At 64.5% G+C, this 26,554-nt stretch carries 25 protein-coding genes; 16 read left to right on the top strand and 9 right to left on the bottom strand.

All coding sequences use genetic code 11. The annotated features are described in order from the left end of the window. The first annotated feature begins 5 nt into the window (after positions 1 to 5). The 8 genes from tsaE (at position 6) to C7I87_RS18425 (ending at position 10,432) form a co-directional block, all read left to right on the top strand. Positions 6 to 1,517 (top strand): tRNA (adenosine(37)-N6)-threonylcarbamoyltransferase complex ATPase subunit type 1 TsaE, encoded by a 1,512-nt coding sequence (tsaE, locus tag C7I87_RS18460; protein ID WP_149905548.1) that lies wholly within the window; start codon positions 6 to 8, stop codon positions 1,515 to 1,517. After that, positions 1,514 to 2,242: a nucleotidyltransferase family protein gene (locus tag C7I87_RS18455; protein WP_149905547.1), complete on the top strand. Its 729-nt coding sequence runs from the start codon at positions 1,514 to 1,516 to the stop codon at positions 2,240 to 2,242. The genes tsaE and C7I87_RS18455 overlap by 4 nt, the downstream gene beginning before the upstream one ends. Beyond that, positions 2,239 to 5,373: a double-strand break repair protein AddB gene (gene addB / locus C7I87_RS18450; protein ID WP_149905546.1), complete on the top strand. Its 3,135-nt coding sequence runs from the start codon at positions 2,239 to 2,241 to the stop codon at positions 5,371 to 5,373. The genes C7I87_RS18455 and addB overlap by 4 nt, the downstream gene beginning before the upstream one ends. Further along, entirely contained in the window at positions 5,370 to 8,876 is a 3,507-nt protein-coding gene (gene addA / locus C7I87_RS18445; protein WP_149905545.1) for a double-strand break repair helicase AddA, read from the top strand. Before addB ends, addA begins: the two co-directional genes overlap by 4 nt. Before the next feature lie 74 nt (positions 8,877 to 8,950). Next, positions 8,951 to 9,274, top strand: coding sequence for a thioredoxin (gene trxA / locus C7I87_RS18440; RefSeq protein ID WP_015314366.1), 324 nt, complete (start codon positions 8,951 to 8,953; stop codon positions 9,272 to 9,274). 129 nt (positions 9,275 to 9,403) lie between these two features. Then, on the top strand, positions 9,404 to 9,685 hold the full coding sequence (locus C7I87_RS18435) for a cupin domain-containing protein (protein ID WP_140506860.1): 282 nt from the start codon (positions 9,404 to 9,406) through the stop codon (positions 9,683 to 9,685). A gap of 88 nt (positions 9,686 to 9,773) precedes the next feature. Continuing rightward, positions 9,774 to 10,022, top strand: a complete 249-nt coding sequence (locus tag C7I87_RS18430; RefSeq protein ID WP_149905544.1) for a type II toxin-antitoxin system VapB family antitoxin — start codon at positions 9,774 to 9,776, stop codon at positions 10,020 to 10,022. After that, a complete protein-coding gene (locus C7I87_RS18425) occupies positions 10,019 to 10,432 on the top strand; it encodes a type II toxin-antitoxin system VapC family toxin (RefSeq protein ID WP_149905543.1) in 414 nt (137 codons plus the stop codon). The genes C7I87_RS18430 and C7I87_RS18425 overlap by 4 nt, the downstream gene beginning before the upstream one ends. Before the next feature lie 89 nt (positions 10,433 to 10,521). Here the strand turns inward: C7I87_RS18425 and C7I87_RS18420 are convergent, their stop codons facing one another. From C7I87_RS18420 to C7I87_RS18400, 5 genes are all read right to left on the bottom strand, one after another. Next, positions 10,522 to 11,847 (bottom strand): bifunctional folylpolyglutamate synthase/dihydrofolate synthase, encoded by a 1,326-nt coding sequence (locus C7I87_RS18420; protein WP_149905542.1) that lies wholly within the window; start codon positions 11,845 to 11,847, stop codon positions 10,522 to 10,524. A gap of 152 nt (positions 11,848 to 11,999) precedes the next feature. Next, positions 12,000 to 12,926 (bottom strand): acetyl-CoA carboxylase, carboxyltransferase subunit beta, encoded by a 927-nt coding sequence (gene accD, locus C7I87_RS18415; protein ID WP_149905541.1) that lies wholly within the window; start codon positions 12,924 to 12,926, stop codon positions 12,000 to 12,002. A gap of 46 nt (positions 12,927 to 12,972) precedes the next feature. After that, positions 12,973 to 13,812 (bottom strand): tryptophan synthase subunit alpha, encoded by an 840-nt coding sequence (trpA, locus tag C7I87_RS18410; protein WP_149905540.1) that lies wholly within the window; start codon positions 13,810 to 13,812, stop codon positions 12,973 to 12,975. A gap of 62 nt (positions 13,813 to 13,874) precedes the next feature. Beyond that, on the bottom strand, positions 13,875 to 15,095 hold the full coding sequence (gene trpB, locus C7I87_RS18405; protein WP_140757248.1) for a tryptophan synthase subunit beta: 1,221 nt from the start codon (positions 15,093 to 15,095) through the stop codon (positions 13,875 to 13,877). 91 nt (positions 15,096 to 15,186) lie between these two features. Beyond that, positions 15,187 to 15,846: a phosphoribosylanthranilate isomerase gene (locus C7I87_RS18400; RefSeq protein ID WP_149905767.1), complete on the bottom strand. Its 660-nt coding sequence runs from the start codon at positions 15,844 to 15,846 to the stop codon at positions 15,187 to 15,189. A 111-nt stretch (positions 15,847 to 15,957) separates the two neighbouring features. Here C7I87_RS18400 and C7I87_RS18395 point away from each other — a divergent pair, with 111 nt between their 5' ends. Next, positions 15,958 to 16,176 (top strand): hypothetical protein, encoded by a 219-nt coding sequence (locus C7I87_RS18395; protein ID WP_149905539.1) that lies wholly within the window; start codon positions 15,958 to 15,960, stop codon positions 16,174 to 16,176. Between the two features lie 32 nt (positions 16,177 to 16,208). On the opposite strand, the gene C7I87_RS18390 is transcribed toward C7I87_RS18395, so the two are convergent. The 4 genes from C7I87_RS18390 to C7I87_RS18375 form a co-directional block, all read right to left on the bottom strand. Then, positions 16,209 to 16,967, bottom strand: a complete 759-nt coding sequence (locus C7I87_RS18390) for a M48 family metallopeptidase (RefSeq protein ID WP_149905538.1) — start codon at positions 16,965 to 16,967, stop codon at positions 16,209 to 16,211. 99 nt (positions 16,968 to 17,066) lie between these two features. After that, positions 17,067 to 17,549 (bottom strand): DUF2852 domain-containing protein, encoded by a 483-nt coding sequence (locus C7I87_RS18385; RefSeq protein WP_149905537.1) that lies wholly within the window; start codon positions 17,547 to 17,549, stop codon positions 17,067 to 17,069. A gap of 75 nt (positions 17,550 to 17,624) precedes the next feature. Further along, positions 17,625 to 18,809 carry a benzoate/H(+) symporter BenE family transporter gene (locus C7I87_RS18380; protein WP_149905766.1) on the bottom strand — a complete coding sequence of 395 codons (1,185 nt, stop codon included), beginning with the start codon at positions 18,807 to 18,809 and terminating at the stop codon, positions 17,625 to 17,627. A 2-nt stretch (positions 18,810 to 18,811) separates the two neighbouring features. Beyond that, positions 18,812 to 19,579, bottom strand: coding sequence for an alpha/beta hydrolase (locus C7I87_RS18375; RefSeq protein ID WP_149905536.1), 768 nt, complete (start codon positions 19,577 to 19,579; stop codon positions 18,812 to 18,814). 219 nt (positions 19,580 to 19,798) lie between these two features. On the opposite strand from C7I87_RS18375, the gene infC reads away from it, so the two are divergent. The 7 genes from infC (at position 19,799) to C7I87_RS18340 (ending at position 26,355) form a co-directional block, all read left to right on the top strand. Then, positions 19,799 to 20,335 (top strand): translation initiation factor IF-3, encoded by a 537-nt coding sequence (infC, locus tag C7I87_RS18370; protein ID WP_112559872.1) that lies wholly within the window; start codon positions 19,799 to 19,801, stop codon positions 20,333 to 20,335. Positions 20,336 to 20,576: 241 nt separating this feature from the next. Next, positions 20,577 to 21,203, top strand: a complete 627-nt coding sequence (locus C7I87_RS18365; RefSeq protein ID WP_149905535.1) for a methyltransferase family protein — start codon at positions 20,577 to 20,579, stop codon at positions 21,201 to 21,203. 182 nt (positions 21,204 to 21,385) lie between these two features. Then, complete coding sequence (gene rpmI / locus C7I87_RS18360) at positions 21,386 to 21,589, top strand: 50S ribosomal protein L35 (protein WP_006201248.1); 204 nt, start codon at positions 21,386 to 21,388, stop codon at positions 21,587 to 21,589. 20 nt (positions 21,590 to 21,609) lie between these two features. Then, positions 21,610 to 22,011, top strand: a complete 402-nt coding sequence (gene rplT, locus C7I87_RS18355) for a 50S ribosomal protein L20 (RefSeq protein ID WP_006201247.1) — start codon at positions 21,610 to 21,612, stop codon at positions 22,009 to 22,011. A 112-nt stretch (positions 22,012 to 22,123) separates the two neighbouring features. Continuing rightward, positions 22,124 to 23,254, top strand: coding sequence for a phenylalanine--tRNA ligase subunit alpha (gene pheS / locus C7I87_RS18350; protein ID WP_149905534.1), 1,131 nt, complete (start codon positions 22,124 to 22,126; stop codon positions 23,252 to 23,254). Positions 23,255 to 23,297: 43 nt separating this feature from the next. After that, entirely contained in the window at positions 23,298 to 25,706 is a 2,409-nt protein-coding gene (gene pheT / locus C7I87_RS18345) for a phenylalanine--tRNA ligase subunit beta (protein ID WP_149905533.1), read from the top strand. Positions 25,707 to 25,752: 46 nt separating this feature from the next. Continuing rightward, positions 25,753 to 26,355 (top strand): nucleotidyltransferase family protein, encoded by a 603-nt coding sequence (locus C7I87_RS18340; protein WP_149905532.1) that lies wholly within the window; start codon positions 25,753 to 25,755, stop codon positions 26,353 to 26,355. The last annotated feature ends 199 nt before the right edge of the window (positions 26,356 to 26,554 follow it).

Genomic DNA, 26,554 nt, shown 5'->3' with positions numbered 1-26,554 from the left:
GCTCGATGATGGAACCGGTGCTGGAGCGTTTGCTCGCCGACGAGACCCAGACGGCGCGGCTGGGCGAGGACCTGGCGCTGGCGCTGCGCGTGGGCGACGTGCTGGCGCTCAAGGGCGATCTCGGCGCCGGCAAGTCGACGCTGGCAAGAGCGCTGATCTGGACACTGGCCGACGATGCCGCTCTCGAAGTGCCGAGCCCGACCTTCACGCTGGTGCAGAGCTACGACACACGCATCCCCGTCCATCATTTCGATCTCTACCGGCTGTCGTCGGCGGCCGAACTGGACGAACTCGGCTTCGATGAGGCGCTGGCGCAAGGTGCTGCCCTGATCGAATGGCCGGAACGGGCTGACGGCTATCTGCCCAAGACGACAGTGCTGATCGAACTCGTCCAGCATGGCGAGGGTCGGCTGGCACGCCTGTCGGGGCAAGGCGCGACCTTCGACCGTGTCGCGCGCTCGCTGGCCATGCGCGGCTTCCTGGAGAGCGCCGGATGGGGGCAAGCGCGTCGCCGGCATTTCATCGGCGATGCCTCGGCCCGTTCCTACGAGATCGTGTCGCTTCCCGGCGAGGCGCCGCGCGTGCTGATGAATTCGCCGCGGCTGGTGCTCGGCCCTCCCGTGCGCGACGGCAAACCCTATGCCGTGATCGCCCACACCGCCCAGTCGGTGTCCGCCTTCGTCGCCATCGACCGTGCGCTGCTGGCCGCCGGGGTCGCGGTGCCCAGGATCGACGCGCAGGATCTCGACCAAGGTTTCCTGCTGCTCGAGCATCTGGGCTCGGAAGGCTTCCTCGACGGCAATGACGAGCCGGTCGCCGAACGGTATGAGGCGGCGGCCGAACTTCTCGCCATGATGCACGGCAATGCCTGGCCTCACCGCATGGAGGCGGCTCCCGGCGTCGTCCATGACGTGCCGCCCTTCGATCGCGACGCCATGCTGATCGAAGCGGACCTGCTGATCGACTGGTACGTGCCAGCGATATCGGGCCGCCCGGCAAGCGACGCGCTGCGTTCCGGCTATCACGGAAAATGGAACGCGCTTCTCGACCGGTTGCAGGACAGCGAATACACGCTGATGCTGCGCGACTTCCACTCGCCCAACATCATCTGGCGCGGGGAGCGGTCGGGCCTCGACCGGCTCGGCATCGTGGACGTGCAGGACGCGCTGATCGGGCCTTCGGCCTACGACGTCGCCTCGCTTGCCATGGACGCGCGCGTCACCATCTCGCCCGATATGGAACAGCGGACGCTTGCCGCCTACGTCGCCGCGCGCCAGGCCGCCGGCCCATTTGACAAAGCTGCCTTCCTCGAAGCCTATGCGATCATGGCCGCGCAACGCAATTCCAAGATCCTCGGCATTTTCGTGCGCCTCGAAAAGCGCGACGGCAAGCCTTATTATCTCAAGCACCTGCCGCGCATTCGCGACTATCTCAGGCGGGCGCTGTCGCATCCCGCGCTCGCCGACCTGCGGGATTTCTACAGCGCGCACGGGTTGCTGGAGGAACGAGCGCTGTGACAACGAGACCGGACACCGCCATCGTTCTTGCCGCCGGGCTCGGCAAGCGCATGCGGCCGATCACCGACACCATCCCCAAGCCGCTGGTCCGCATCGCCGGCAAGACGCTGCTCGACTGGGGCCTCGACAGCCTGGCCGCGGCCGGCGTCGGCAAGGCGGTGGTCAACGTCCATTACCTTCCCGAACAGATCGTCGCCCATGTCGCCGCGCGCCGCGCGCCGCGCATCGTCATTTCCGACGAGAGCGACCGGCTGCTCGATTCCGCCGGCGGCATCGTCAAGGCGCTGCCGGAGCTCGGTCAACAGCCGTTCTACATCCTCAACGCCGATACATTCTGGATCGACCACGGCCCGCTCAATCTCGGGCGGCTTGCCCTTGCATGGGACGCGGCGAAAATGGATATTCTGCTGATGCTGGCGGATCTCCATCAGGCGACAGGACATTGTGGCAACACCGATTTCCTGGTGGCGCCGGACGGCGCCCTGCGGCGTTCGAAAGGCGATCCTGCCGGCCTGGTCTATGCCGGCGCCGCGATCATCCATCCGCGCCTGTTCAAGGACGCACCCGCCGAACCGCATTCGCTCAACGCCTATTTCGACAAGGCGATTGCCGCCGGCCGCCTGTTCGGCATGCCGATGCATGGCCACTGGATAACCGTCGGCACGCCCGATGCCATTCCGCTCGCCGAAGACGCGGTGGCCGGCGCACTCATCGGATCGCAATGAGCGGCTCGAGCCGCGTTTTCTCCATTCCCTCCGGAGCGCCGTTTCTGCCGACGCTGGCCGAGGCGCTGCTTGACGGCCGCCTTGTTCCCGGGTTTCGTTTCGACGGCGACCCGCTCGCTTTGGCCGATGTTACCATCTATGTGCCGACGCGCCGCGCCGCACGGGCCTTGCGCGGCGTGTTCGTCGACAGCCTGAAGGCGCGTGGCGGCGGCGGTTCGGCGATCCTGCCGGTAATCCGTCCGCTCGGCGAATTCGACGAGGATGAGGCCGCGTTCGATGCCGAGCCAACTGCGGCAATCGATCTCGCGCCACCGATCTCGGCGACCGAACGGCTGTTGCTGCTTACGCCGCTGGTGCGGGCGTGGAAACGCCGCTTGCCCGCCCATGTCGCGGCCCTATTCGCCGAGGAGATCGTTGTGCCTGCCTCCACGACCGACGCGATCTGGCTGGCGCGCGATCTGGCAGGCCTGATGGACGAGATCGAGACGGAAGGCACCGATTGGGCCAAACTCGCCGGCCTTGTGAGCGGGAACCTTGCCGGATGGTGGCAGGTGACGCTCGAATTCCTCGGTATCGTCACCGATGCCTGGCCAAAATTCCTGGAAGAGAGCGACCGCTCCAACCCGGCCGCGCATCGCAGCGCCCTGATCCGTGCAGAGGCCGCGCGGCTGCGACGCAATCCGTCCACCGGGCCGGTCATAGCCGCGGGATCCACCGGCTCCATCCCAGCCACGGCGGAGTTGCTTGCGACCATCGCCGGGCTCTCAGGCGGCGCCGTCGTGCTGCCAGGGCTCGACCAGATGCTGGACGAAGCCTCCTTCCAGGCGCTCGTCGCACCTGGCGCGCGTCCAGCCGTGCTTGGCCATCCGCAATACGGCCTGGCGAAGCTGATCGGCAGGATTGGCGTGCTGCGCGGCGATGTCGAGGAGATCGGCGTGGCCGAGCCGAGGCTTGCGCTCCGCGCCGCCCTTGTCGGCGAGGCGCTGCGGCCGGCCGAGACCACCGAATTGTGGGCGGAGACGCGCGGTGGGTTTTCGGCGTCCGATATTGCCGGCGCCTTTGCCGACGTGACCCTACTCGAAGCGGCAAGCGAACGCGATGAGGCCGTCGCGATCGCCGTCGCGCTCAAGCGCGCGGTCGAAGAACCAGGCCAGAGAGCGGCGCTCGTCACCGGTGACCGCGCCCTGGCACGTCGCGTCAGCGTCGAACTCAAGCGCTTCGGTGTTGTTGCCGACGATTCCGGCGGCACGCCGCTTTCCAACACCCCGGCGGCCAGCCTGCTCAGGCTGGCGCTTGAAGCGATGTTCCGGCCGGGCGACCCGGTCGGCCTGTTGTCGCTGCTCAAGCATCCCCTGCTTGGCCTTGGCCTGGAGAGGGCCGATGTGCGTCACGCGGCGGAACTGGTCGAGCTGGTCGCGCTGCGCGGCGGCACCGGCCGCCCCGACATCGCGTCACTGCCGGATCTTTTCGAGGCTCGCCTCACCGGCCTGGGAGGCGACAGCCGCCCTCCCTTCTGGTTTGCCCGGCTGACCGTACGCTCCATCGAAAGCGCGCGGATCCTTCTCGCACGCCTGACTGAAGCACTGGCGCCGCTTTCGGTCCTTCGCGGCCAGGCGGAAGCCGGCCTTGCCGCGCTGGTCGAAGCCAGCGTCGTTGCCCTGGAGAATCTTGGCCGCTCGGCGGATGGCGGCCTTGGCGAACTCTACGCCGGCGACGCCGGCGAAAAGCTCGCCGAACTTTTGCGCGGGCTGGTCGCGGCTTCGGCGCCACTGTCGCTCTCAGCAATCGAATGGCCCGACGTGATGGAGGCGCTGATCGCGCCCGAGACCGTCAAGCCGGCGCAAGGCACCGACAGAAACATCGCGATCTGGGGCGCCTTGGAAGCGCGGCTGCAGGATGTCGACACGCTGGTCATCGGCGGGCTCAACGAAGGTGTCTGGCCGCGCAAGCCGGAGAGCGACCGCTTCATGTCGCGGCTGATGAAGACCGGCATCGATCTCGAGCCGCCGGAGCGGCGCATCGGTCTAGCCGCGCATGATTTCCAGATGGCCATGGGCGCCAGGAAGGTGTTGTTGGCCCGCTCGGCGCGTGCCGGCGACGCACCTGCCGTCCCGTCGCGCTGGCTGCAGCGGCTGCTCACCTTTATAGGCAATGACCACGCAGCGGTGCTACGCCGGCGCGGCGATGAATTGCTTGCCTGGGCACGCGCGCTGGACACAGGGCCGAAGCGGGATTTCGCGCCGCGACCGCAGCCGAAGCCGCCGCTTTCGGTGCGCCCGACGCATTTCTCCGTCACCGAGATCGAGACGCTGCGCCGCGACCCCTACGCCATCTACGCCCGGAGAATCCTCGGCCTGATGGCGCTCGATCCTCTCATCCGTGATCCCGGTGCGGCCGAGCGCGGCACGCTGTTTCACGCCATCCTGCATCTCTTCTCGTCCGAGGTGGCCGACCCGCGCGCGCCGGACGCGTTGGCCGGGCTCATCGCCGCCGGCCGCGCCTGCTTTGCCGAGGCGGCGCTTCCGGCCGATGTCGAGGCGGTGTGGTGGCCGCGCTTCGAAAAACTCGCGGCCAACATCGTCGAATGGGAGCGCACGCGCGCCGACGCAGTGGCGCGGCGGCATGCCGAGGAGAGGGCCGGCAAGACCGTGGTCGGCCAGTCCGGCGTGACGCTGTCCGGCTATGCCGACCGGGTCGATCTGCTGGCCGGCGGCATGGCCGATATTCTGGACTACAAGACCGGGTCCTCGCCCTCCAAGGCGCAGGCGCATACGCTGCTGGCGCCTCAGCTGGCACTGGAAGGCGCACTGCTCAGGCGCGGCGCGTTCAAGGATTTGGGCGCACGCGAACCGTCGCAGTTGGCCTTCATCAGGCTGAAGCCGAATGGCGAGGTGTTCGAGGAGTCCATTCTCGAACACAACCGCCAGCCACGCACCGCGGCCGATCTCGCCGAAGAGGCCTGGGCGCGGCTGGAGAAACTGCTGATCCATTATGCCGACCCGGCGACCGGCTATCTGTCGCGGGCGCTGCCGTTTCGCGAAGGCGAAACCGATGGCGACTACGACCATCTCGCCCGCGTGCTCGAATGGTCCGCCGGCGGAGATGCCGGGGATGAGGGAGGGGAGGCATGAAGAAAGCCTATCCGATCCCGAGCGATACCGCTTCGAGCCAGGCCCGCGCCGCCGATCCCGGCAATTCCGCCTGGGTGTCGGCCAACGCCGGCTCGGGCAAGACCCATGTGCTTGCCCAGCGTGTCATCCGGCTGCTGCTCAACGGCACCGACCCGTCGAAGATCCTGTGCCTGACCTATACGCGTGCCGCCGCCGCCAACATGTCGAACCGGGTTTTTTCCACGCTTTCGGAGTGGACGACGCTTAGCGACGCCGATCTGGGCTCCAAAGTCGAGGGGCTGGAGGGGCGCCGGCCCGATCGGGACACCATGCGCAGGGCCCGCCGCCTGTTCGCCGAGGCCCTGGAGACGCCTGGCGGGCTGAAGATCCAGACCATCCACGCCTTCTGCGAATCGGTGCTGCACCAGTTCCCGCTGGAAGCCAACATCCCGGCCCATTTCGAAATGCTCGACAATCAGATGGAGGCCTCGCTTTTTGCCGCCGCGCGCCGCGAGATGATTTCCGCCGCCGGCGACAGGGCTCTGGCGGAGGCCTTCGCCACTGTCCTGGAACGCGGCGGCGAAGCCGGCCTCGACGCCCTGCTCGGCGAGATCGTGCGCAAGCGCGACGGGTTGCGCCAATTCCTCGATGCCGTCGGGCGTGACGGCTTCCAGCCCTTGTTCGATGAATTCCATTTCCGCTCCGGTCTGACCGCCGAGGGCCTGGCGGGATCGATATGGCCGCTGCCCGGCTTCCTGCCGGACTATTTCGCCGGCTTTGCCCAGGCCGCCGAAGCCACCGAAGCCAGATCGGTGTTGAACAACATCCTGCCCTATGCGCGTCAGGCCTTTGCAGAAAGCGATCCTCTGCGCCGGCTGCAACTGCTGGCAAGAGCCTTCCTCAAGACCGATGGCGCCCCCTACGACCCGGCAAACGCCTTCAAGAAGGCGCTCACCGACCGGCTGCCGGACCTGGCCGAGCGCTATCTCTCGGCTGCCCGCGCCATCATGGAGACCGCCGACCGGCTGGCGCTGTTCCGGATGCTGGAAGGCACACGCGCGGCCCTGACCATCGCCGACTGGCTGATCGCGCGGTACGAAGTGTTGAAACGCAGCCGCAGCTTTCTCGACTTCAATGACCTGATCACCCGCACAGTGAACCTTCTGGCGCGGCCCGATGCCGGTCCATGGGTGCAGTACAAGCTCGACCAGGGCATCGACCACATCCTGCTCGACGAGGCGCAGGACACCAGCCCGGATCAATGGGAGGTGGTGAAACGGTTGGCGGAAGAATTCTTTGCCGGCTTCGGCTCCCGCGACCGGGTCCACCGCACGGTCTTCGCCGTCGGCGACGAGAAGCAGTCGATCTATTCCTTCCAGGGTGCTGCCCCGGATTCCTTCGCCGACAGCCGGTTGTTGTTCGCCGGGCGGGTGCGTGACGCCGAGGCGTCCTTCGCCGACCTCAAGCTGACCTGGTCGTTCCGCTCCACGGACGATGTACTGGCCGCCGTCGACCGCGTCTTTGCCGATCCAATCGTGCGGCGCGGCATCAGCCACGATCCCGATCCGCTGAACCACAAGGCGATCCGCACCGATGCGCCGGGCTATGTCGAGGTCTGGCCGTCGATCGGCGCCGAGGCCGTCGACGAGCCCGACGACTGGACGCAGGCGATCGACCATGCCCATGCGCCGGCGGTGCGTGTGGCCGAGAATGTCGCGGCCACCATTGCCGGTTGGATCGGCAAGGGCGAAGTCATCGAGGGCCGTGGCAAGCGGCTGCGGCCGGGCGACGTGCTGGTGCTGGTGCGCAAGCGCGACAGCTTCGTCCATGCGCTGACGCGAGCGCTCAAACGGCGCGACATCCCGGTTGCCGGCGCCGACCGGCTGAGCCTGCCCGGCCATATCGCGGTCAAGGACCTGATCGCGCTCGGCCACCTGCTGATCCAACCGCAGGACGACCTGTCGCTGGCCGCCGTCCTGCGCAGCCCGATCTTCGACCTGCCGGAGGAGACGCTGTTCACGCTCGCCGCGCAGCGGCCGCCCGGCGTGTCGCTGGCGGCGTCCCTGCGCCAGCATGCCGGCGAAAGCGAAGCGCTCGCGGCGATCGTCACGCGGCTCGACGCCTGGGCTGACGAGGCTGCCTTCAAGCCGGTGTTCGAGTTCTACGCCGCCCTGCTGGCGCGCGATGGCGTGCGCCGCAAGATGGTCGCGCGGCTCGGGCCGGAAGCCGGCGATATTCTCGATGAGTTCCTGAGCTTCTGCCTTGCCGAGGAGCGGACCGGCCTGCCGGGGCTGGAAGCCTTCCTGTCGACCCTGGAAAACGCCGGCCCCGAGATCAAACGCGAGATGGATCAGACCCGCGACGAGGTCCGGGTGATGACCGTGCATGCTGCGAAGGGCCTGGAGGCCCCGGTGGTGTTCCTGGTCGACGGCGGTTCCGCCCCGTTCAGTGACCAGCATCTGCCGCGCCTGATGCCTTTCGACGGCTCGGGCCGGCATTGGGACGGCAAGGGCTATCTCTGGCGTTCTGCCGGCGACGTCGCCAACGGCTTCTCGAAAACGGCAGCCGCGAGGGCACGCGAACTTGCGGACGACGAGTACCGCCGGCTGCTCTATGTCGGCATGACGCGTGCCGAGGACCGGCTTATCGTCTGCGGCTACCATGGCAAGCGGGCGCCGAACACCGGCACCTGGCATTCGATCGTCAGCCGCGCGCTGAGCGACGCACCCGAGAGCGGACAGCGTCCGCATCCTGCTGGCGGCGAGCCTGTCTACCGTTTCCACGTCACCAAACTGCCGCCGGTTGCGCCCGCTCCGGGCGAGCAGGCGCGGCAGGCAGATGCTTTCGGTCCATTGCCGGCGACCCTGTTCCGGCCCTTGCCACCTTTCGAGGACCTGCCGCGCCCCTTGTCGCCGTCGGGCGCCTCGGCGCTGATCGAGGAAGGCAAGGAAGCGGTGGTCGACAAGGCGTCGCCGGTGCTGGACGCCGATGCCGAGCCGGGTTTTGCCGTGCTGCGCGGGCTCGCCCTGCACAAACTGCTGCAGATGCTGCCCGGCATTGCCGAGAGCGAACGTCAAAGTGCGGCGGAGCGTTACCTCTCGCGAACGGGTGCGGCATGGCCGCAAGCCGAGCGTGAAAAGGCCCTGGCATCGGTCATGGCCATCCTGGCCGACCCCGCCCTCGGTCAACTGTTCGCGCCATCGTCACGCGCCGAGGTCGCGATCATGGGCAGCCTGGAGGTCAAGGGGAAAATCCGCTCCATCTCCGGCAAGATCGACCGGCTGGCGGCGACGCCCGATACGGTTTCGATCGTCGACTACAAGACCAACAGGCCAGCACCCACCTCTCTGGCCGACGTCCCCGCCGCCTATCTGCTTCAGCTCGCGCTCTATCGCGCCCTGCTGCAGCCGCTCTATCCCGGGCGAGAAGTCAAGGCGGCCCTGCTGTTCACCGAAGCGCCAAGACTGATCGAGCTCCCGGCCCGGGCGATGGACGACGCCCTTGCCCGACTCACGGGAGCGTGACACAAGAACTGCTTGAAGAAGGGCGCGACAACCACCACATTTGGTGCGACGAAAAATTTCGAAAGGATTTCCGCATGACCACCGTCAAGGTCGACAAGAACAATTTCCAGGCCGATGTGCTCAATGCTCAGGTACCGGTCGTGGTTGATTTCTGGGCGGAATGGTGCGGCCCTTGCAAGATGATCGCACCGGCGCTTGAGGACATCGCCACCGAACTCGGTGCCAAGGTCAAGATCGCCAAGCTGAACATCGACGAGAACCCGGAGCTTGCCGCCCAGTTTGGCGTGCGCTCGATCCCGACGCTGATGATCTTCAAGGGTGGCGAAGTGGCCGACATCAAGGTTGGCGCCGCGCCCAAGACCGCGCTGTCGCACTGGGTCAATGGCAATCTCGCCTGATACTATCTGCATTCGAAGCATGAGCCCGGCCATCGCCGGGCTTTTTGTTGGCGTCATCGGTGCGCCGCTCTGGCCCTCACATCGGGGCACTCCATGTCCTCTGTTGGCAGCAGAAGCAGGGAGAGAGAAATGACCGGATCCGCCAAGGCCACCGTCTTCATCGACAATGAGCGCGTCATCGTCACCGAGTACCGCTTCCAGCCGGGCGACAACACCGGCTGGCATCGCCATGGCCACGACTATGTCGTCGTGCCGCTGATGGACGGCAAGCTGAAGCTGGTGACCAAGGACGGCGAAACCTTCGCCGAGATGAAGAAAGGTTCCCCCTATTTCCGCAAGGAGGGCGTCGAACATGACGTCATCAGCGCCAATGAGGGCGAGTACGCCTTTATCGAGATCGAGCTGAAGTAGCTGCCAGGGTTGATGGCATGCCATCAACTGCCATCTTGATGGCACACCCTAATCGATATATATGTCCCTTTTCGAACGGGAGTTTGAAATGGCCGAACCACAGCTCTCAGTCCGCAGTGCAAAAGCGCGCGACCTAGCCCATAGACTTGCTCGCCGCGAAAATCGTTCGATAGCCGATGTGGTCGAACGTGCGCTTGAATCCTACGAGATTCGTGAAGCGGGTCGCGAACCGGCATCCACCTTTTATGCTCGACTTGCGTCAACCAGTGGCACCGACATCGATCTGGAGAAGATTATCCGCGAAGGCCGCCAGGTCCATCCAGGACCTGAGCTTTGATTTTTGTCGATACCAATGTGATTTCGGAGACCTTGAGGAAGGCGCCGGATGCGGCCGTCCTGGCGTGGCTTGTCCGGAATGATGCTGAACTGGCCCTTCCCACAGTGGCGATTGCCGAAATTGCCTTCGGCATTCAAAAAATAAGACCTGACGAGCGTGCCGATCGGCTGGAGCAGGGCCTTTCCCAATGGCGCCATCGATTTGCCGACCGGATTTTTGGGCTGACGGAAGAGGCTGCCTTGGCTTATGGCGAGATCATGGGGGCCGCGGCGCGCCAAGGCCGCGGCATGTCGGCTCCCGACGGAATGATTGCCGCGATCGCGCGCGTGAATGGTGGTCGACTGGCAACGCGTAATCTCAATGACTTTGGTGCCACCAGCCTTGACCTGATCTCGCCGTGGGACTTCTGAACGGCCCTTGGATCTTTCGGTCAAAAGCGAGATAGGGCAGAATTCCGCCGCAGGCGTCTAAAGATGCAGGGCGTAAATTGTTACCGTTCTCAGGTTGGCGGCGTGCCGTTCTCCGCCAGCACCGCGCCTGCGAGATAGAGCGAGCCGCCGATCAGGATGCGCGGCGTCGGGCCGTCCCAGGTGTCGCGCAGCAGCATCAGCGCGCTGGCGACGGAGCTTACCGGCTCGGCCGTCAGCCCGGCTTCCGTGGCGCGGATGGCCAGTTCGTCGTTGGGCACGCCGGCGTCGCTCTGGCTCACCGGCACCGTGTAGACATGCCTGACCAAGCCCTTGAAGGCGCTGAAATAGCCGCTCTGGTCCTTGGTGTTGATCATGCCCGAAATGAGGAAGAGCGGACGGGGGTTCTTTTCTTCCTGCTCGGCCAGCGCTTCGGCGACGACCACGCCGGCGCCCGGATTGTGGCCGCCGTCGAGCCAGATATCGGCGCCCTTCGGCGCAAGTTCGGCCAGCCGGCCCTGCCCCAGCTTCTGCATGCGGCCGGGCCAAGCGACGTTGGTCAGCGCCTTCTCGGCGGCGCGGTGGCTGATCTCGAAGCCGGCGGCCTTGACCGCGGCGATCGCGGCGGCGGCATTGGCGAACTGGTGGCGACCCGGCAGGCGAGGCGGCGGCAGGTCCATCAGCCCATCATCGTCCTGGTAGACCATGCGGCCGTTTTCCTCGAAGGCGAGAAAATCCTGGCCATAGACGAGGGTCGGGCATTCCAGCCGCTCGGCGGTGTCGATCAACACCTGCAGCGCAGTCTCGCTTTCCTGCGCGCCGATGACCACCGGGCAGCCGCGTTTCATGATGCCGGCCTTTTCGGCGGCGATCAGTTCGACACGGTCGCCGAGATAGGCCTCATGGTCCATCGACACCGGCATGATCACCGACACGGCCGGCCGCGCGACGACATTGGTGGCGTCGAAGCGGCCGCCAAGACCGACCTCGATGATGGCGGCATCGGCCGGATGTTCCGAAAACAGGATGAAGGTGACCGCGGTGAGAATTTCGAAGACGGTGATCTTCTGGCCTGCATTGGCCTTCGCGACGCGGGCAATGGCCTCTGCGAAGATGTCATCGTCGACCAGCCTGCCGCCGCCCTCGGCGGCCAGCCTGTAGCGCTCGTGCCAGCTGACCAGATGCGGCGAGGTGTGGACATGGACGAGCCGGCCGGAAGCTTCCAGCAGCGCCCGCGAGAAGGCGGCGCAGGACCCTTTGCCGTTGGTGCCGGCGATGTGGATGACCGGCGGCAGCAGGTCCTGCGGATTGCCCAGCCGCTCCAACAGCCGCGTGATGCGGTCGAGCGAAAGGTCGAAGCCTTTCGGGTGAAGCGCCATCAGGGCTTCGATTTCGCGGTCGGCGGCAAGCGTCGTCATGGCACAATCCCGGCGCATGGCCCGAGAGCCAGAATCGCTCCCGCAATGACCACGGCTATCAAAAGGCTACAGCGCGCCACGGATGCTGTGCAATCGCTGTTCGCGGCAACCAGTGTCGCGTCAAGCTGGTGTCGCGTCCGGCCATTGTAGCGTCAAGCCTGCGGCCGGGCTTCGGCGGCAGGCACGGCCGGCGGCAGGATTTCCGGCTCAAGCGGCTTTTGCTCTTCCGGCATCTTGAGCAGCATTTTCAGGAGCCGCGCGATCGTCTGGCGCATTTCCAGCCTGGACACCACCATGTCTACCATGCCGTGCTCCATCAGGTATTCGGAGCGCTGGAAGCCGTCCGGCAATTTCTCGCGGATGGTCTGCTCGATGACACGCGGCCCGGCAAAACCGATCAGCGCGCCTGGCTCGGCGATGTGCACGTCGCCCAGCATGGCGTAGGAGGCGGTGACACCGCCAGTGGTCGGATTGGTCAGCACGACGATATAAGGCAGGCCGGCTTCCTTCAGCCGGTCGACGCCGACCGTGGTGCGCGGCAGCTGCATCAGCGACAGGATGCCTTCCTGCATGCGGGCGCCGCCGGAAGCAGCGAACAGGATCAGCGGCCGTCTGCGCTGCAGGGCGACCTCGAAGCCATGTACGATGGCATCACCGGCCGCCATGCCGAGCGAACCGCCCATGAAAGCGAAATCCTGCACCGTCACCACCACGGGCAGGCCCTCGATGGTGCCCAGCGCATTGATGATGGCATCTTCCAGGCCGGTCTTGGCCTTGGCGTCCTTCAGCCGGTCGGTGTAGCGCTTCTCGTCGCGGAACTTCAGCGGATCCTGCACGACCTTGGGGTTTTCGAGCTGCTCGTATTTGCCGTCGTCGAGGAAGTATTTCAGCCGCTCCTTGGCCGAGATCTTCATGTGATGGCCGGAAGACGGGATGACGAACTGGTTGGATTCCAGGTCCTTGTGGAACACCATCTCGCCGGTCTCGGGATCCTTGATCCAGAGATTCTCGGGCATGTCGGTACGCCGGCCGAGCATCGAGTTGATCTTCGGGCGAACGTAATTGGTGATCCAGTTCATCGCTTCGGCTCCTGTCCTGACGAAGAGTGGGGAAGAGATAAGAAAACTATTCGGCGGCAGCAAGGCGGGCCGAGCGCACGCCTTGCGCAAGGCCGCTGACCAGCGTGGCGACGGCCTCGGCCGGATCGGCGGTCTTTTCGCCCTTCGGCCCCAGCACATTGGCAACCGCATTGACGATTGCCGTGCCGACGACCACGCCGTCGGCATTGGCGCCGATGACGCGCGCCTGTTCGGCGGTCTTGACGCCGAAGCCGACGCAGACCGGCAGGTTGGTGTGACCCTTGATGCGCTGGACCGCCGTGGCGACCTTGCCGGTGTCGGCTAGCGCCGAGCCGGTGATGCCGGTCATCGACACGTAGTAGACGAAGCCGGAGGTGTTCTGCAGCACCTTGAGCAGGCGCTTGTCGTCGGTGGTCGGCGTCGCCAACCGGATGAAGTTGATGCCGGCCTTGAGCGCCGGGATGCAGAGTTCCTCGTCCATCTCCGGCGGCAGGTCGACGACGATCAGCCCGTCAATGCCGCTGGCGATCGCGTCCTTCAGGAAACGGTCGACGCCGTAGATGTAGATCGGGTTGTAATAGCCCATCAGCACGATCGGCGTCTCGTCGTCGCCGGCGCGAAAGTCGGACGCCAGTTTCAGCGTCTTGACCAGCGTCTGGCCACCCTTCAGCGCGCGCAGGCCGGCTGCCTGGATGGCCGGGCCGTCAGCCATCGGGTCGGAAAACGGCATTCCCATCTCGATCACGTCAGCGCCCGCTTTGGGCAGCGCCTTCATGATCGACAGCGAGGTGTCATAGTCGGGGTCGCCACCCATGAAATAGGTGACGAGCGCCGGGCGGCCTTCGTTCCTGAGCTTCGCCATGCGGCGGTCGATGCGGGTCACCATGTCTGGCCCTTTGGACGAATTTTGCTCATAATCAACTCCCAAATCGAAACTGTCCAAAGGGCCTAGATCTCCATGCCCAGCATCGAGGCCACCGTGTGCACGTCTTTGTCGCCACGGCCGGACAGGTTGACGATGACGATCTGGTCCTTGTCCATGGCTGGTACGATCTTGACCGCATGAGCGATGGCGTGCGCCGATTCCAGCGCCGGGATGATGCCTTCGACGCGCGTCGTCAGCTTGAAGGCTTCGAGCGCCTCGTCGTCGAGGATAGGCACATATTCGACACGGCCGGAATCGCGCAGCCAGGAATGCTCCGGGCCAACGCCGGGATAATCGAGGCCGGCGGAGATCGAATGGCCGTCCATGATCTGCCCGTCAGCGTTCTGCAGGAGATAGGTGCGGTTGCCGTGCAGCACGCCGGGGGAACCGGCATTCATCGAGGCGCAATGCTCGATGCCGTCGAGGCCGCGCCCGCCCGCTTCGATGCCGATGATGCGAACCTCTTTGTCATCGAGGAAGGGATGGAACATGCCGATGGCATTGGAACCGCCGCCGACGGCGGCGATGATGGTGTCGGGCAGCCGTCCCTCCTGTTCGAGGATCTGCGCGCGCGCCTCGGTACCGATCACCGACTGGAAGTCGCGCACCAGTTCCGGATAGGGGTGCGGACCGGCGGCGGTGCCAATCAAATAATAGGTGTCCTCGACATTGGTCACCCAATCACGAAGGGCTTCGTTCATGGCGTCCTTCAGCGTGCCGTGGCCAGCGGTGACCGGCCGCACTTCGGCGCCCAGCAGCTTCATGCGGAAGACATTGGGGCTTTGGCGGGCAACGTCGGTCGCCCCCATATAGACGACGCAGGGAAAGCCGAAGCGGGCGGCGACGGTCGCCGACGCCACGCCATGCTGGCCGGCGCCGGTTTCGGCGATGATGCGCTTCTTGCCCATGCGCTTGGCCAGCAGGATCTGGCCGAGGCAATTGTTGATCTTGTGCGAGCCGGTGTGGTTCAGATCCTCGCGCTTGAAATAGACTTTCGCGCCACCGAGATGTCTGGTCAGGCCTTCGGCGAAATAGAGCTTCGAGGGCCGGCCGGCATAGTGGGTCGACAGATCGGTCAGCTCAGCCCTGAAATCCGGATCGTTCTTGACCTCGTTCCAGTTTTTCTCCAGGTCGAGGATCAGCGGCATCAGCGTTTCGGCAACGAAACGTCCGCCGAAAATGCCGAACATTCCCTGCTCGTCAGGTCCGGTGCGGAAGGAATTGGGTGTCGCCGGCTTGTTCATCGCCGATCTCCTAGATCTATACTTTGAGCATGTCCCTGTCGGAAAACCGGTTTCCACTTTTCCGGGACATGCTCAGGGTTCGAAATTCTGTTCAGGCGGCGCGGTCGTCCCGCGCGGCCCTGACGGCCCGGAAAAACTGTTCGATCAGCGCCGGATCCTTGACGCCCGGCGCGCTTTCCACGCCCGACGAAATGTCTATTGCGGGCGGATTGGAAAGCCGAAGGGCATCGCCGATGTTGGCGGCGTTGAGCCCACCGGAAAGCATGTAATCGATCCCGGCGTCAAGGCCGGCGAGGATGCGCCAGTCGAAGGCGACGCCATTGCCGCCCGGCAGCTCGGAGCCCTTTGGCGGCTTTGCGTCGAACAGGAAGCGGTCCGCGATGCCGATGAACGGATTGATCCGGTCGAGATCGGCAGCGTCGCTGAGTGGCAACGCCTTCATCACCGGCAGACCATAGCGGGCTTTCAGTTCGGCCACTCGCTCGGGGGTCTCGGAGCCATGCAGTTGCAGCATGTCGGGCTGCATCTTTTCCACGATTTCATCCAGGAAGGCGTCGCTGGCATCGACGGTGACGGCAACCGCCAAGGCCTTGCCACGCGCCGCTTCGCGCAGACGACCGGCTTCGGCCGGTTCGACGTAACGCGGGCTTTTGGCGAAAAAAATGAAGCCGACATGGCTGGCGCCGCCGGCCAGCGCCGCCGCCATTGCCTGGTCGGTCTTCAAGCCGCAGATCTTGATGTCGAGCGCCATGGCGCGGAATTGGCACGAAAAGCGCCAAGAGTCGAGAAAAAGCATGCTGTTTGCCGGCAAGGCCAAAGGCGCTACCTATGGATGGACAGCATGCCAGGCGGGAGAAAGACCATGGCCGACCAGACCGTTGCCGAACTGAAGCAGAAGATCGCCCAGGCGCGCGAGGTGATCGCGCATCTGATGGACAAGGCCGCCTTCAACGGCGCCGAAGCACATCGGGCGCTGGAATATTTCGGCAGCGACGGCTTCGACCGGAACTTTCTGCCCTGGCCGCATCATGGCGATGAGGGATTGCGGCCGGATGAGCTCAACGCGGCGAATGATGATTAAGTGGCGGCCGGTAGCTGAAACGCGGTCGTCCCCTACTCGAACACGATAGCCTGCAGCGCGCCGCCATTGCGCTTCAGCCAATCCTTGCAGCGGTCGGTGTCGGGGCAGAGCTTTTCACACAGTTTCCAGAATTTCGGACCGTGGTTCATCTCCTTGAGATGCGCCACTTCATGCGCGACGAGGTAGTTGATGACCGGCTGCGGCGCCATCATGATGCGCCAGGAAAAGGACAGATTGCCTTCGGAGGTGCAGGAGCCCCAGCGGCTGGAGGTGTCCTTGTAGCGGATCGCCTTGGCGCGCTTGCCGAGCGCCTCGGTGTGTCTGACGACCAGCTTCTCGATCTCCTTCTTGGCCTCGCGCTTCAAAAAGTCGGCGATGCGGCGCGGCAGATGGATGCGTTCGCCATGCACGATGAGCAGCGGTCCGCGCTCGTCGCGCGATATGGTGACGGTGCCGCGCTTTGATGGTTCATGGACAATGCGGTGCGGCACGCCGCGCACCGGGATCTTGATGCCGGGCCGCACCTGCGGCCGCGTCGGCACCTTGGCCAGCCGCTGCTCCAGCCAGTCCTGGTGGCGGTCGAGGAACCTGTCCACCTCGCCCCGGCGCAAGCCCGGCGGCACGGTGATGCGCAGGCCCTGACCGCCGGAATCGATGCGCAGCGTCAGGCGCTTTGCCCTGGCGCTCTCGACGATCTTGAGCGGCAGGGTGCGGCCGGCGACACAATATTCCCGCTCCACGGCAGGCGTGGGTTTGGGCTTCGTCAGATTGCGGAAGAACCCAATGGTCATGGCGGGACGATACGCGATTCGAGGAAAACGAATAGAACAAAAAAGAAACGGCGCCGCTCGCGCGACGCCGTCATCCTACCTTGGCCCTGTCGCTAGGCCTTAGTCGTCGAGCAGGTTCGAGCCTTTGCCACGCTTGGTGGAAGTCGTTTCGGTGCTCGGATCGGTCTTGGTCGGGGCGGTCGACTTGTTGCGGTTGGCCATGAATCGGTCGAACTCGTCCTGATCCTTGGCGCGGCGCAATTCGCGAGCGTACTCGTCGAACTGGGTCAGCATCTCGTCGAGCTTGCGGCGCTCTTCGTTCAGGCGCTCAAGCTCCTTTTCGCGCCAGTCGTCGAAAGCGACGTTGCCGGTGCGAGCGGAGCCGTTACCCCAGCGTGCGGCCTTGTCGGAACCACGGCGGCAGCCGGCGAAGATGCCGTCGGTCGCGCGGTTGACGTCACGCTTGAAGCCCTCGAGCCGGTCGCCCCAAATGATGTAGGCGAGCATGGCGAAGCCGAGCGGCCAGAACACCATGAAGCCGATCACCATCAACGCGATGGTCGCCGGCGTCCAGGCCGGGCGGATCAATGCAGATGTGTTCATTTTCTCCCATTCCTTCGGTTGGAGACAGCCAGAACCGGCTGCGTGGAATCGAAATGGGAAGGCGAAAACGGCGATTCAAGACAATGTCGGCCAAAACCGGACAAGCTTCTGAAATGATTGTCGCTTTTTGAGCATATCGAGGAAAAGCACGGCCAAGCCGGCGATCAGGCCCCAAAATGCCGCACCGACGCCGAACAGCGTCAGCCCGGAGGCGGTGACGACGAAGGTGACGGTGGCGGCCATGCGGTCGCCCTCATCCTTGAGCGCGATCGCCAGCGCGTTGGCAAGCGACGCCATCAGTGCGAGACCCGCCACCAGCACGATCAGGCTCTGCGGCAGGACGGCGAAGATCGCCACCAGCGAGGCCCCGAAAATCGCGAAGATCAAATAGGCGAGCGCATAGAACGGGCCGGTCTTCCAGCGCTCAGCCGGATCGGGATGCACGTCAGGCCCGGTGCAGATCGCCGCCGAGATCGCCGCCAGATTGGTGGTTCCGGCCCCGAATGGCGCCGACAAGAGCGAAAACAGGCCGGTGACACCGATCAGCGGGCCGGGCTCGGGGTGGTACCCCGCGGCGCGCAGCACAGCGAGGCCGGAAAGGTTCTGCGAGGCCATGGTGACGAGATAGAGCGGCAGCGCCAGGCCGATGATCGCCTTTGCGGTGAAATGGGGAGCAATAAACGTCAGTGTCGACAGTTCGGGCGCGGGCAAGCCGCCGACGCGGCCGGTCAGGAAAGCGGCCAGGCCGCCGCCAACCAGCACCGCCAGCACCGATAGAGCCGGATTGAACAGCCGGATGACAAAGAATGCCGCGATCAGCGGCAGGATGAGCCAAGGGTCCGCCGGAATGGCCTTCATGGCATTGATGGCGAAGGTGACGACGATACCAGCCAGCATGCCTGAGGCGACCGAAGCCGGTATCCTCGATATCAACCGGGTCAGCGGCCCAAACAGGCCGGTTGCGACCAGCAGCACGCCCGTGACGATATAGGCGCCGACGGCCTCGCCCATCGAAAAGCCGCTCGAGGCGGCGACCAGTGCCAGGCCCGGTGTCGACCAGGCGGTGATGACAGGCATTTTGGTGCGCCATGACAACCACAGGCACTCAACCGTCATGGCCAGACAGATCGCCGTCACGCCACTTGCCGTCTCGACCTGCGTCGCCCCGACCGCCTTGGCGGCGGCAATGACGATGGCCAGCGTGCCGCCAAAGCCGACGATTGCCGCGACGAAGGCGGAGATCGGGATGGAAAGGCGCATCGTCATTTGCCCCGTCCGGCCATGTCGCCGACGGCCCGCACCAGCATGTCGAGGTCTTGTGGCCGCGACAGGCGATGGTCGCCGTCAGGAATCAGCGACAGCGTGACATCGTCGGCCGGCAGCAGGGCGGCGAGTTTCAACGCGTGGCTCGACGGCACGTCCGCATCGGCCAGACCCTGCAAGATGTGAACCGGGCAATGCGTGTCGATCGGCCCGGTCATCACGCGGTTTTCGCGCCCGTCCTCGATCAGCGCACGCGTGTAGATGTAGGGTTCCGCGGAATAGTCCGACGGCTCCGCGAAGTAGCCCTTTTTGGCGAGGTCGCGCTTCTGCGCCTTGGTCAGCATCGGTTCGACCAGGTCGCTGGTAAAATCGGGCGCCGGCGCCAGCAGCACCAGGCCGACGACGCTTGCGTCGCCCGCCTTGCGCAATTCCTGCACCATGCGCAGCGCGATCCAGGCACCCATCGACGAACCGACCAGTATTTGATCGCCCTTGGCGAAATGCCGGAAAACCGCAAGGCTTTGCGCAAGCCATTTCGAAATCGTACCGTCGGCGAAGGCGCCGCCGGATTCGCCATGGCCCGAATAGTCGTGCCGCAGGAAGGCGCGGCCTTCCCGTGCTGCCCAGTCCGACAGCGTCTCTGCCTTCGTGCCCAGCATGTCCGACTTGTAGCCCCCCAGCCAGACGATGCCGGGCGTCGAGCCGCCCGTATGGCGCACGGCGATATCGGATCCATCAACATCCAGAAAGGTCGGAGCGGCGGTCATGGCTGTGGGGCGGTCCTGGTTTTTTTCACGCCTCGCTTTTGGCACGGCCAAAGGCAAGGCGGAAAGTGCTCGCGACGTTTCTTTGCTTGGCACAGGCTCGTGATCAGGTGATTTCTTGAGAACGTTGTGCTATTGACTTGCGCCGCGCGCTTCCCACATTGCGCGTCCGCACACAGATTTGTCCGAACCCTGAACGAAACGGCCAAGGAGACCACGACCATTCGCAGACCTTTCAAAGCAGCGGCGCCGACCAAGGATGGGCCGCGCTCCAACCGTGACATCCGGGTTCCCCGGGTCCAGCTTATCGACGCCGAAGGCCAGAACCGCGGCGATGTTTCCATCAACGACGCATTGCTGCTCGCCGAAGAGGCCGGGCTCGATCTGGTCGAAATATCGCCCAACGCGGTGCCGCCCGTCGTAAAAATCCTCGATCTCGGCAAATTGAAATACGCCAACCAGAAGAAGGCGGCCGAGGCGCGCAAGAACCAGAAGGTCATCGAGATCAAGGAGATCAAGATGCGCCCGAACATCGACAGCCATGACTACGAGACCAAGATGAAGGCGGTCCGCCGCTTCTTCGAGGAAGGCGACAAGGTCAAGCTGACGCTGCGCTTCCGCGGCCGCGAGATGGCGCATATGGAGCTCGGCATGCAGCTTCTGAACAAGGTGCGCGAGGAAGTGTCGACCATCGCCAAGGTGGAAGCCGAGCCGAAACTCGAAGGCCGCCAAATGATGATGGTGCTGGCGCCGCGCTGAGCAGGCTCCGCTCGCTTCGCAACGCGTCGTCCGCATGGTTTCCATGGTTGTCGCGGGTTCTCACCGCAAAACCATGGACACTTTGGCGGAACCCGCTTGGATCACGATGACGTCAGACCCAGTTATCGCGCTAAAATCCGCCTGAATTGTGCTACAGGGCGTCCCGACGATCGGCGGGACGCCTGTTTCCTGGCTAGAGCTGCGATCGCCGGCTAAGCTCCTCGACGATCGGATCCCAACCTTGGACACAGAATACAAACACGGGCTGGGCAACTACCAGCAGATGCGCCGGCTGGTGCTTGCCGTGCTCGTGGTGGTGCTGTTTCTGGCGCTGCTGTTCGGCCAGTCGACGTTCCCGCCGGACACGCCGGTGCACGAAACGATCGAGATGTTCGGCGTGCTTTTGATTTTCCTCGGCATCGTCGGACGCCTCTGGGCGACGCTCTATATTGGCGGGCGCAAATCCTCCGAGGTGGTGACCGGTGGGCCCTATTCGATCACCCGCAACCCGCTCTATGTGTTCTCGACCGTGGCCGCCGCCGGCGTTGGCGCGCAGATCGGCTCGTTCTCCGGCATCATCCTTTTCGCGGTTCTGTGCGCTGGTGCGTTCCATATCGTCATCCTGCGCGAGGAGAAATTCCTCAAGGAAGCGCTCGGCGCCCCGTATGCCGACTATCTGGCGCGCGTGCCGCGCTTCTTCCCCAAGCTTTCGCTCTACCAGGAAGGCGACACCGGCAGCTTCAAGCCGCGCCTGCTTTTGACCACCCTGCTCGACGGCCTTGTGTTTCTCATAGCGCTGCCGGCTTTCGAACTGATCGATGGCGCCCAGCAGTCGGGTATGCTGCCGGTCTGGTTCACATTGCCCTGACCGGGGGCAGAGCGTCGCACGGCTTCAGGTGTTGCGCCCGCGCCGTCTTTGATCTATAGCACCGCGTTCCAAGAAAACCGCCCGGCAGGGCATGCCGTGGCGGTTTCATTTGCTTTTCGGGCTTTGGTCGGCCCGGAGCGAACAAGAAGCGCGATCGTGCGCCAACAATACGGAGTAGCAAAATGCCCAAGATGAAGACCAAATCGGCCGCCAAGAAGCGGTTCAAGATCACAGGTACGGGTAAAGTCCTGTCGGCTGCGGCCGGCAAGCGTCACGGCATGATCAAGCGTTCCAACAAGTTCATTCGAAATGCCCGCGGCACGATGGTTCTGGCTGAACCGGATGGCAAGAAGGTCATCAAGAATTTTCTTCCGAACGGCCTTTAAGTTTTTAAGGAGATCATGACATGGCACGCGTAAAGAGAGGCGTCACCTCGCACGCCAAGCACAAGAAGGTCCTGAAAGCCGCCAAGGGTTTCTACGGCCGCCGCAAGAACACCATTCGCATCGCCAAGCAGGCGGTGGAAAAGTCGCTGCAGTACGCTTACCGCGACCGCAAGAACCGCAAGCGCTCGTTCCGCGCGCTGTGGATCCAGCGCATCAACGCCGCGACCCACGAGCACGGCCTGACCTATGGCCGCTTCATCGACGGTTTGAACAAGGCCGGCATCGAGATCGATCGCAAGATCCTGTCCGACATGGCCATCCACGAGCCGCAGGCGTTCGCCGCCCTGGTCGCCAAGGCCAAGGTCGCGCTCGAATATCTGAAGAACACTACGCCGAACGCTTTTGAGAGCGCTGTCGCCTAAGACCAGCGCTTCCCAAGCATTCGCAATTCTGATTTGGGGAACCCGCGCTGGCACGGCTGGCGCGGGTTTTTCTTATGCCTGATGTAACCAAAATGGTGACACCGAAACCAAAATGGTATCGGTCGCCGATCGAGAGAGTTTCGCCGTGAACGCCACCGCTGGAAATCTTGAAACCCTGGAAGCTTCACTGCTTGCCGACATCGCATCGGCCGCCGATGAGCCGGCCATCGAGGCCGTGCGCATCGCTGCCTTCGGCAAGAAGGGCACCGTGTCCGAGATGCTGAAGACGCTTGGCGCCATGACCGCCGAGGAACGGCAGGTGAAGGGCCCTGTTATCAACGGCCTGAAGAACCGCGTCACCGAGGCGCTTGCTCTGCGCAAGTCGGAGCTGAAAGACGTGGCGATCGCCGCACGGCTTGCCGCCGAGAAGGTCGACGTCACCCTGCCTGTGCGGCAGTCGCCGGCCGAGCGCGGCCGCATCCATCCGATCAGCCAGGTCATCGATGAGATCGCGGCGATCTTCGGCGATCTCGGCTTCGCCATCGCAGAGGGTCCCGATATCGAGACCGACTATTACAATTTCACCGCGCTGAATTTTCCCGAGGGCCACCCGGCGCGCGAGATGCACGACACCTTCTTCTTCCAGCCGGACGAGAAGGGCGAACGCAAGCTTTTGCGCACACACACCTCGCCAGTGCAGATCCGCACCATGGAGAAGCAGAAGCCGCCGATCCGCATCGTCATTCCCGGCAAGACCTACCGCCAGGATTCCGACGCAACCCATTCGCCGATGTTCCATCAGGTCGAAGGGCTGGTGATCGACAAAACGGCTAATGTCGCCAACATGAAGTGGGTGCTGGAAGAGTTCTGCAAGGCCTTCTTCGAAGTGCCGCAGGTCAAGATGCGCTTCCGGCCGTCCTTCTTCCCGTTCACCGAGCCGAGCCTCGAGGTCGACATCCAGTGCGATCGCTCGCGGCCGGGCGAAGTGCGTTTCGGCGAAGGCTCCGACTGGATGGAGATCCTCGGCTGCGGCATGGTGCATCCCAACGTGCTCAGGGCCGGCGGGCTCGACCCCGACGAATACCAGGGCTTTGCCTGGGGCATGGGCATCGACCGCATCGCCATGCTGAAATACGGCATGCCGGACCTGCGCGCCTTCTTCGACGCGGATGTGCGCTGGCTGTCGCATTACGGCTTCCGTCCGCTCGATATGCCGACGCTGTTCGGGGGCCTGAGCCCGTGACTTTCCTGAAGACTCCTGCTGCCAGCTATTACGGAACAGCCCAATGAAATTCACCCTCTCCTGGCTCAAGGATCATCTCGAGACCGGCGCCTCGCTCAATGAGATCGTCGAGCGGCTGACGTCGATCGGCCTCGAGGTCGAGCATGTCGACGACAAGGCGGGCCTGAAACCCTTCGTCATCGCCAAGGTGCTGACGGCGGTGCAGCATCCCGACGCCGACCGGTTGCGGGTACTGACCGTCGATACCGGTGACGGCAAGCCGCCGGTGCAGGTCGTCTGTGGCGCGCCGAACGCTCGGGCGGGCCTGATCGGCGCCTTCGCCGCGCCCGGCACCTATGTGCCCGGCATCGACGTGACGCTGACGGTCGGCAAGATCCGTGGCGTCGAAAGCCATGGCATGATGTGTTCCGAGCGCGAGCTGGAACTGTCCGACGAGCATAACGGCATCATCGACCTGCCTGAGGATGCGCCGGTCGGCACCAGCTTCGCCGCCTATGCGAATCTTGACGATCCGGTTATCGAGATCAATCTGACGCCGAACCGGCCCGATGCCACCAGCGTCTACGGCATCGCCAGGGATCTGGCGGCGAGCGGCCTCGGCCGCCTCGTCGGCGGGGCGATCATGCCGCATGTCGGCAGCGGCATGTGTCCGGTCAAGGTGACGATCGAAGCGCCGGAACTTTGCCCCGGCTTCGCGCTCAGGCTGGTCAAGGGCGTCAAGAACGGGCCGTCGCCAAAGTGGCTGCAGCAGCGGCTGATCGCCACTGGTCTCAGGCCGATCAGCGCGCTGGTCGACATCACCAATTACGTCACCTTCGATCGCGGCCGGCCGCTGCACGTCTTCGATGCCGCCAAGGTCGCCGGCAATCTCGTCGTGCGCCGCGCCAAGGATGGCGAAAAGGTGCAGGCGCTCGATGGGCGCGAATACACACTGACGCCGGAGATGTGCGTGATCGCCGACGACAATGGCGTCGAGTCCATTGCCGGCATCATGGGCGGCGAGCATTCCGGCTGCGACGAGAACACGACGGACGTGCTGATCGAATCGGCGCTTTGGGACCCGATCACCACGGCCCGCACCGGCCGCACGCTCGGCATCATCACCGATGCGCGCTACCGCTTCGAGCGCGGTGTCGACCCTGAATTCATGGTACCGGGTATCGAGCTGGCGACCAAGCTGGTGATCGACTTCTGCGGCGGCACGCCGACGGAGACCGAGGTGGCCGGCTATGCCGGACATCAGCCGAAGATCGTTTCCTTCCCGCTGTCGGAAGTGAAGCGGCTGACCGGCATCGAGGTGCCAAAGGCGGAGAGCCTCGACATCCTGTCGCATCTCGGCTTCCACGCGCAGGGATCGGGCGAGGTCGTCGACGTGACCGTGCCCTCCTGGCGCCCCGATATCGACGGCAAGGCCGATCTGGTCGAGGAAGTCATGCGCATCCATGGCGTCGACAACATCGCGCCGCAGCCGCTCGGCGCGCATGACGCGGTCAACGGCAAGATCCTGACCACGCTGCAGATCCGCACCCGCGCCGCCAAGCGTTCGCTTGCCGTGCGGGGCATGATGGAGGCCGTTACCTGGTCTTTCATTCCGGCCAAACACGCCGAACTGTTCGGCGGCGGCCAGACGGCGCTGAAACTGGCCAACCCGATCGCCGCCGACATGTCCGACATGCGGCCTTCGCTGCTGCCGGGGCTGATTTCGGCCGCACAGCGCAATGCCGACAAGGGCATTGGCGACGTGGCGCTGTTCGAAGTGTCGGGCACTTATGAAGGCGACGGCGCCGACCAGCAGCGCCGCGTCGCCGCCGGCGTGCGGCGCGGCACGGCCAAGCTCGACGGCTCCGGCCGCAACTGGGCCGGCAATTCGGGCTCGGTCGGCGTGTTCGACGCCAAGGCCGACGCGATCGCCGCCCTCGAAGCCTGTGGCGCGCCGGTCGACCGGCTGCAGATCGAGGCAGGCGGACCGGCCTGGTATCATCCCGGCCGCTCCGGCACGATCAAGCTCGGTCCGAAGACCGTGCTTGGCACATTCGGCGAGTTCCATCCGAAGACGCTGGAAGGGCTCGATGTTTCCGGGCCGCTGTGCGGCTTCGAGGTGTTCGTCGATGCCGTGCCCGAGCCGAAGGCCAAGCCGACCAAGACCAAGCCGAAGCTCGAACTCTCCGCCTTCCAGGCGGTGAAGCGCGACTTCGCCTTCGTCGTCGACAAAGCGGTCGAGGCAGGCACACTGGTGCGCGCCGCACTTGCCGCCGACAAGAAGCTGATCACAGCCGTTTCGGTCTTCGACGTCTTCGAGGGCGCGTCGCTCGGCGAAGGCAAGAAGTCGATCGCCATCGAAGTGTCGATCCAGCCGGTCGAGAAGACGCTGACCGACGAGGATTTCGAGGCGCTGGCCAAGCGCATCGTCGACAATGTCGGCAAGCAGACGGGCGGCGTGCTGAGGGCGTAGAGAATTCAGGATTGCGAGCAGGTGGCGAATCGCCCTCCAAAAGGCGATGAACCATCTCTCGTATTCCGGGCTTCCCTTCGAGGTACAGCGTGCGGCGTTTCTCGACATCGTCGCGGCTGATCCGCTGCTTGTCGAAACGCTGGCACGGGTGCGCGCGTTTGCCTTGCCGGATTGGCTCGTCGTGTCCGGCGCGCTCTATAACAGCGTCTGGAACCATCTGACCGGCAAGCCGTCGGGTTATGGCGTCAGGGATGTCGACCTCTTCTATTTCGATGACTCCGACCTGTCCTATGAGGCAGAGGACAGCGTCATCCGCCGGGCGGCGGCGCATTTCGAGGGACTGCCGCTGCCGGTCGAAGTGCGCAACCAGGCCCGCGTGCATCTGTGGTATCCGCAGAAGTTCGGCCAGCCCTGCCCGCGCTATACGAGTGCCAGTGAGTCCGTCGGTTATTTCGCCTCGAAGACGCATGCGGTCGGGGTGCGCTACGACACCGACGGGCAGTTGGAGCTGGTGGCGCCGTTCGGGCTCGACGATATCTTCTCGTTTCGCATCATACCGAACCGGGTGATGGATAATCGGCGGACACATGAGGCGAAGGGCAAGCGGGCGCGGGAGAAATGGCCGGAGATTTCGGTCGTGCCGTGGTGAGCCGACAGAAATAGGAGATGTAGGCGCGAGGCGCCCCCCTCTGCCCTGCCGGGCATCTCCCCACATGGGGTCCACATGGGGGGAGATTGGCAACTTGGCGGTCCCGCCCCTTTTTCGACGTTGGCAGTTGGCGAAAGTCGAGGTGCATCCAATCTCCCCCCTCGTGGGCCTGTTGCACAATTCTGGCATTGTGATTCAC

This window comes from Mesorhizobium sp. SARCC-RB16n (assembly GCF_008520305.1).
Taxonomy (GTDB): domain Bacteria; phylum Pseudomonadota; class Alphaproteobacteria; order Rhizobiales; family Rhizobiaceae; genus Mesorhizobium.
This window is presented reverse-complemented; position numbering and strand designations above follow the sequence as displayed.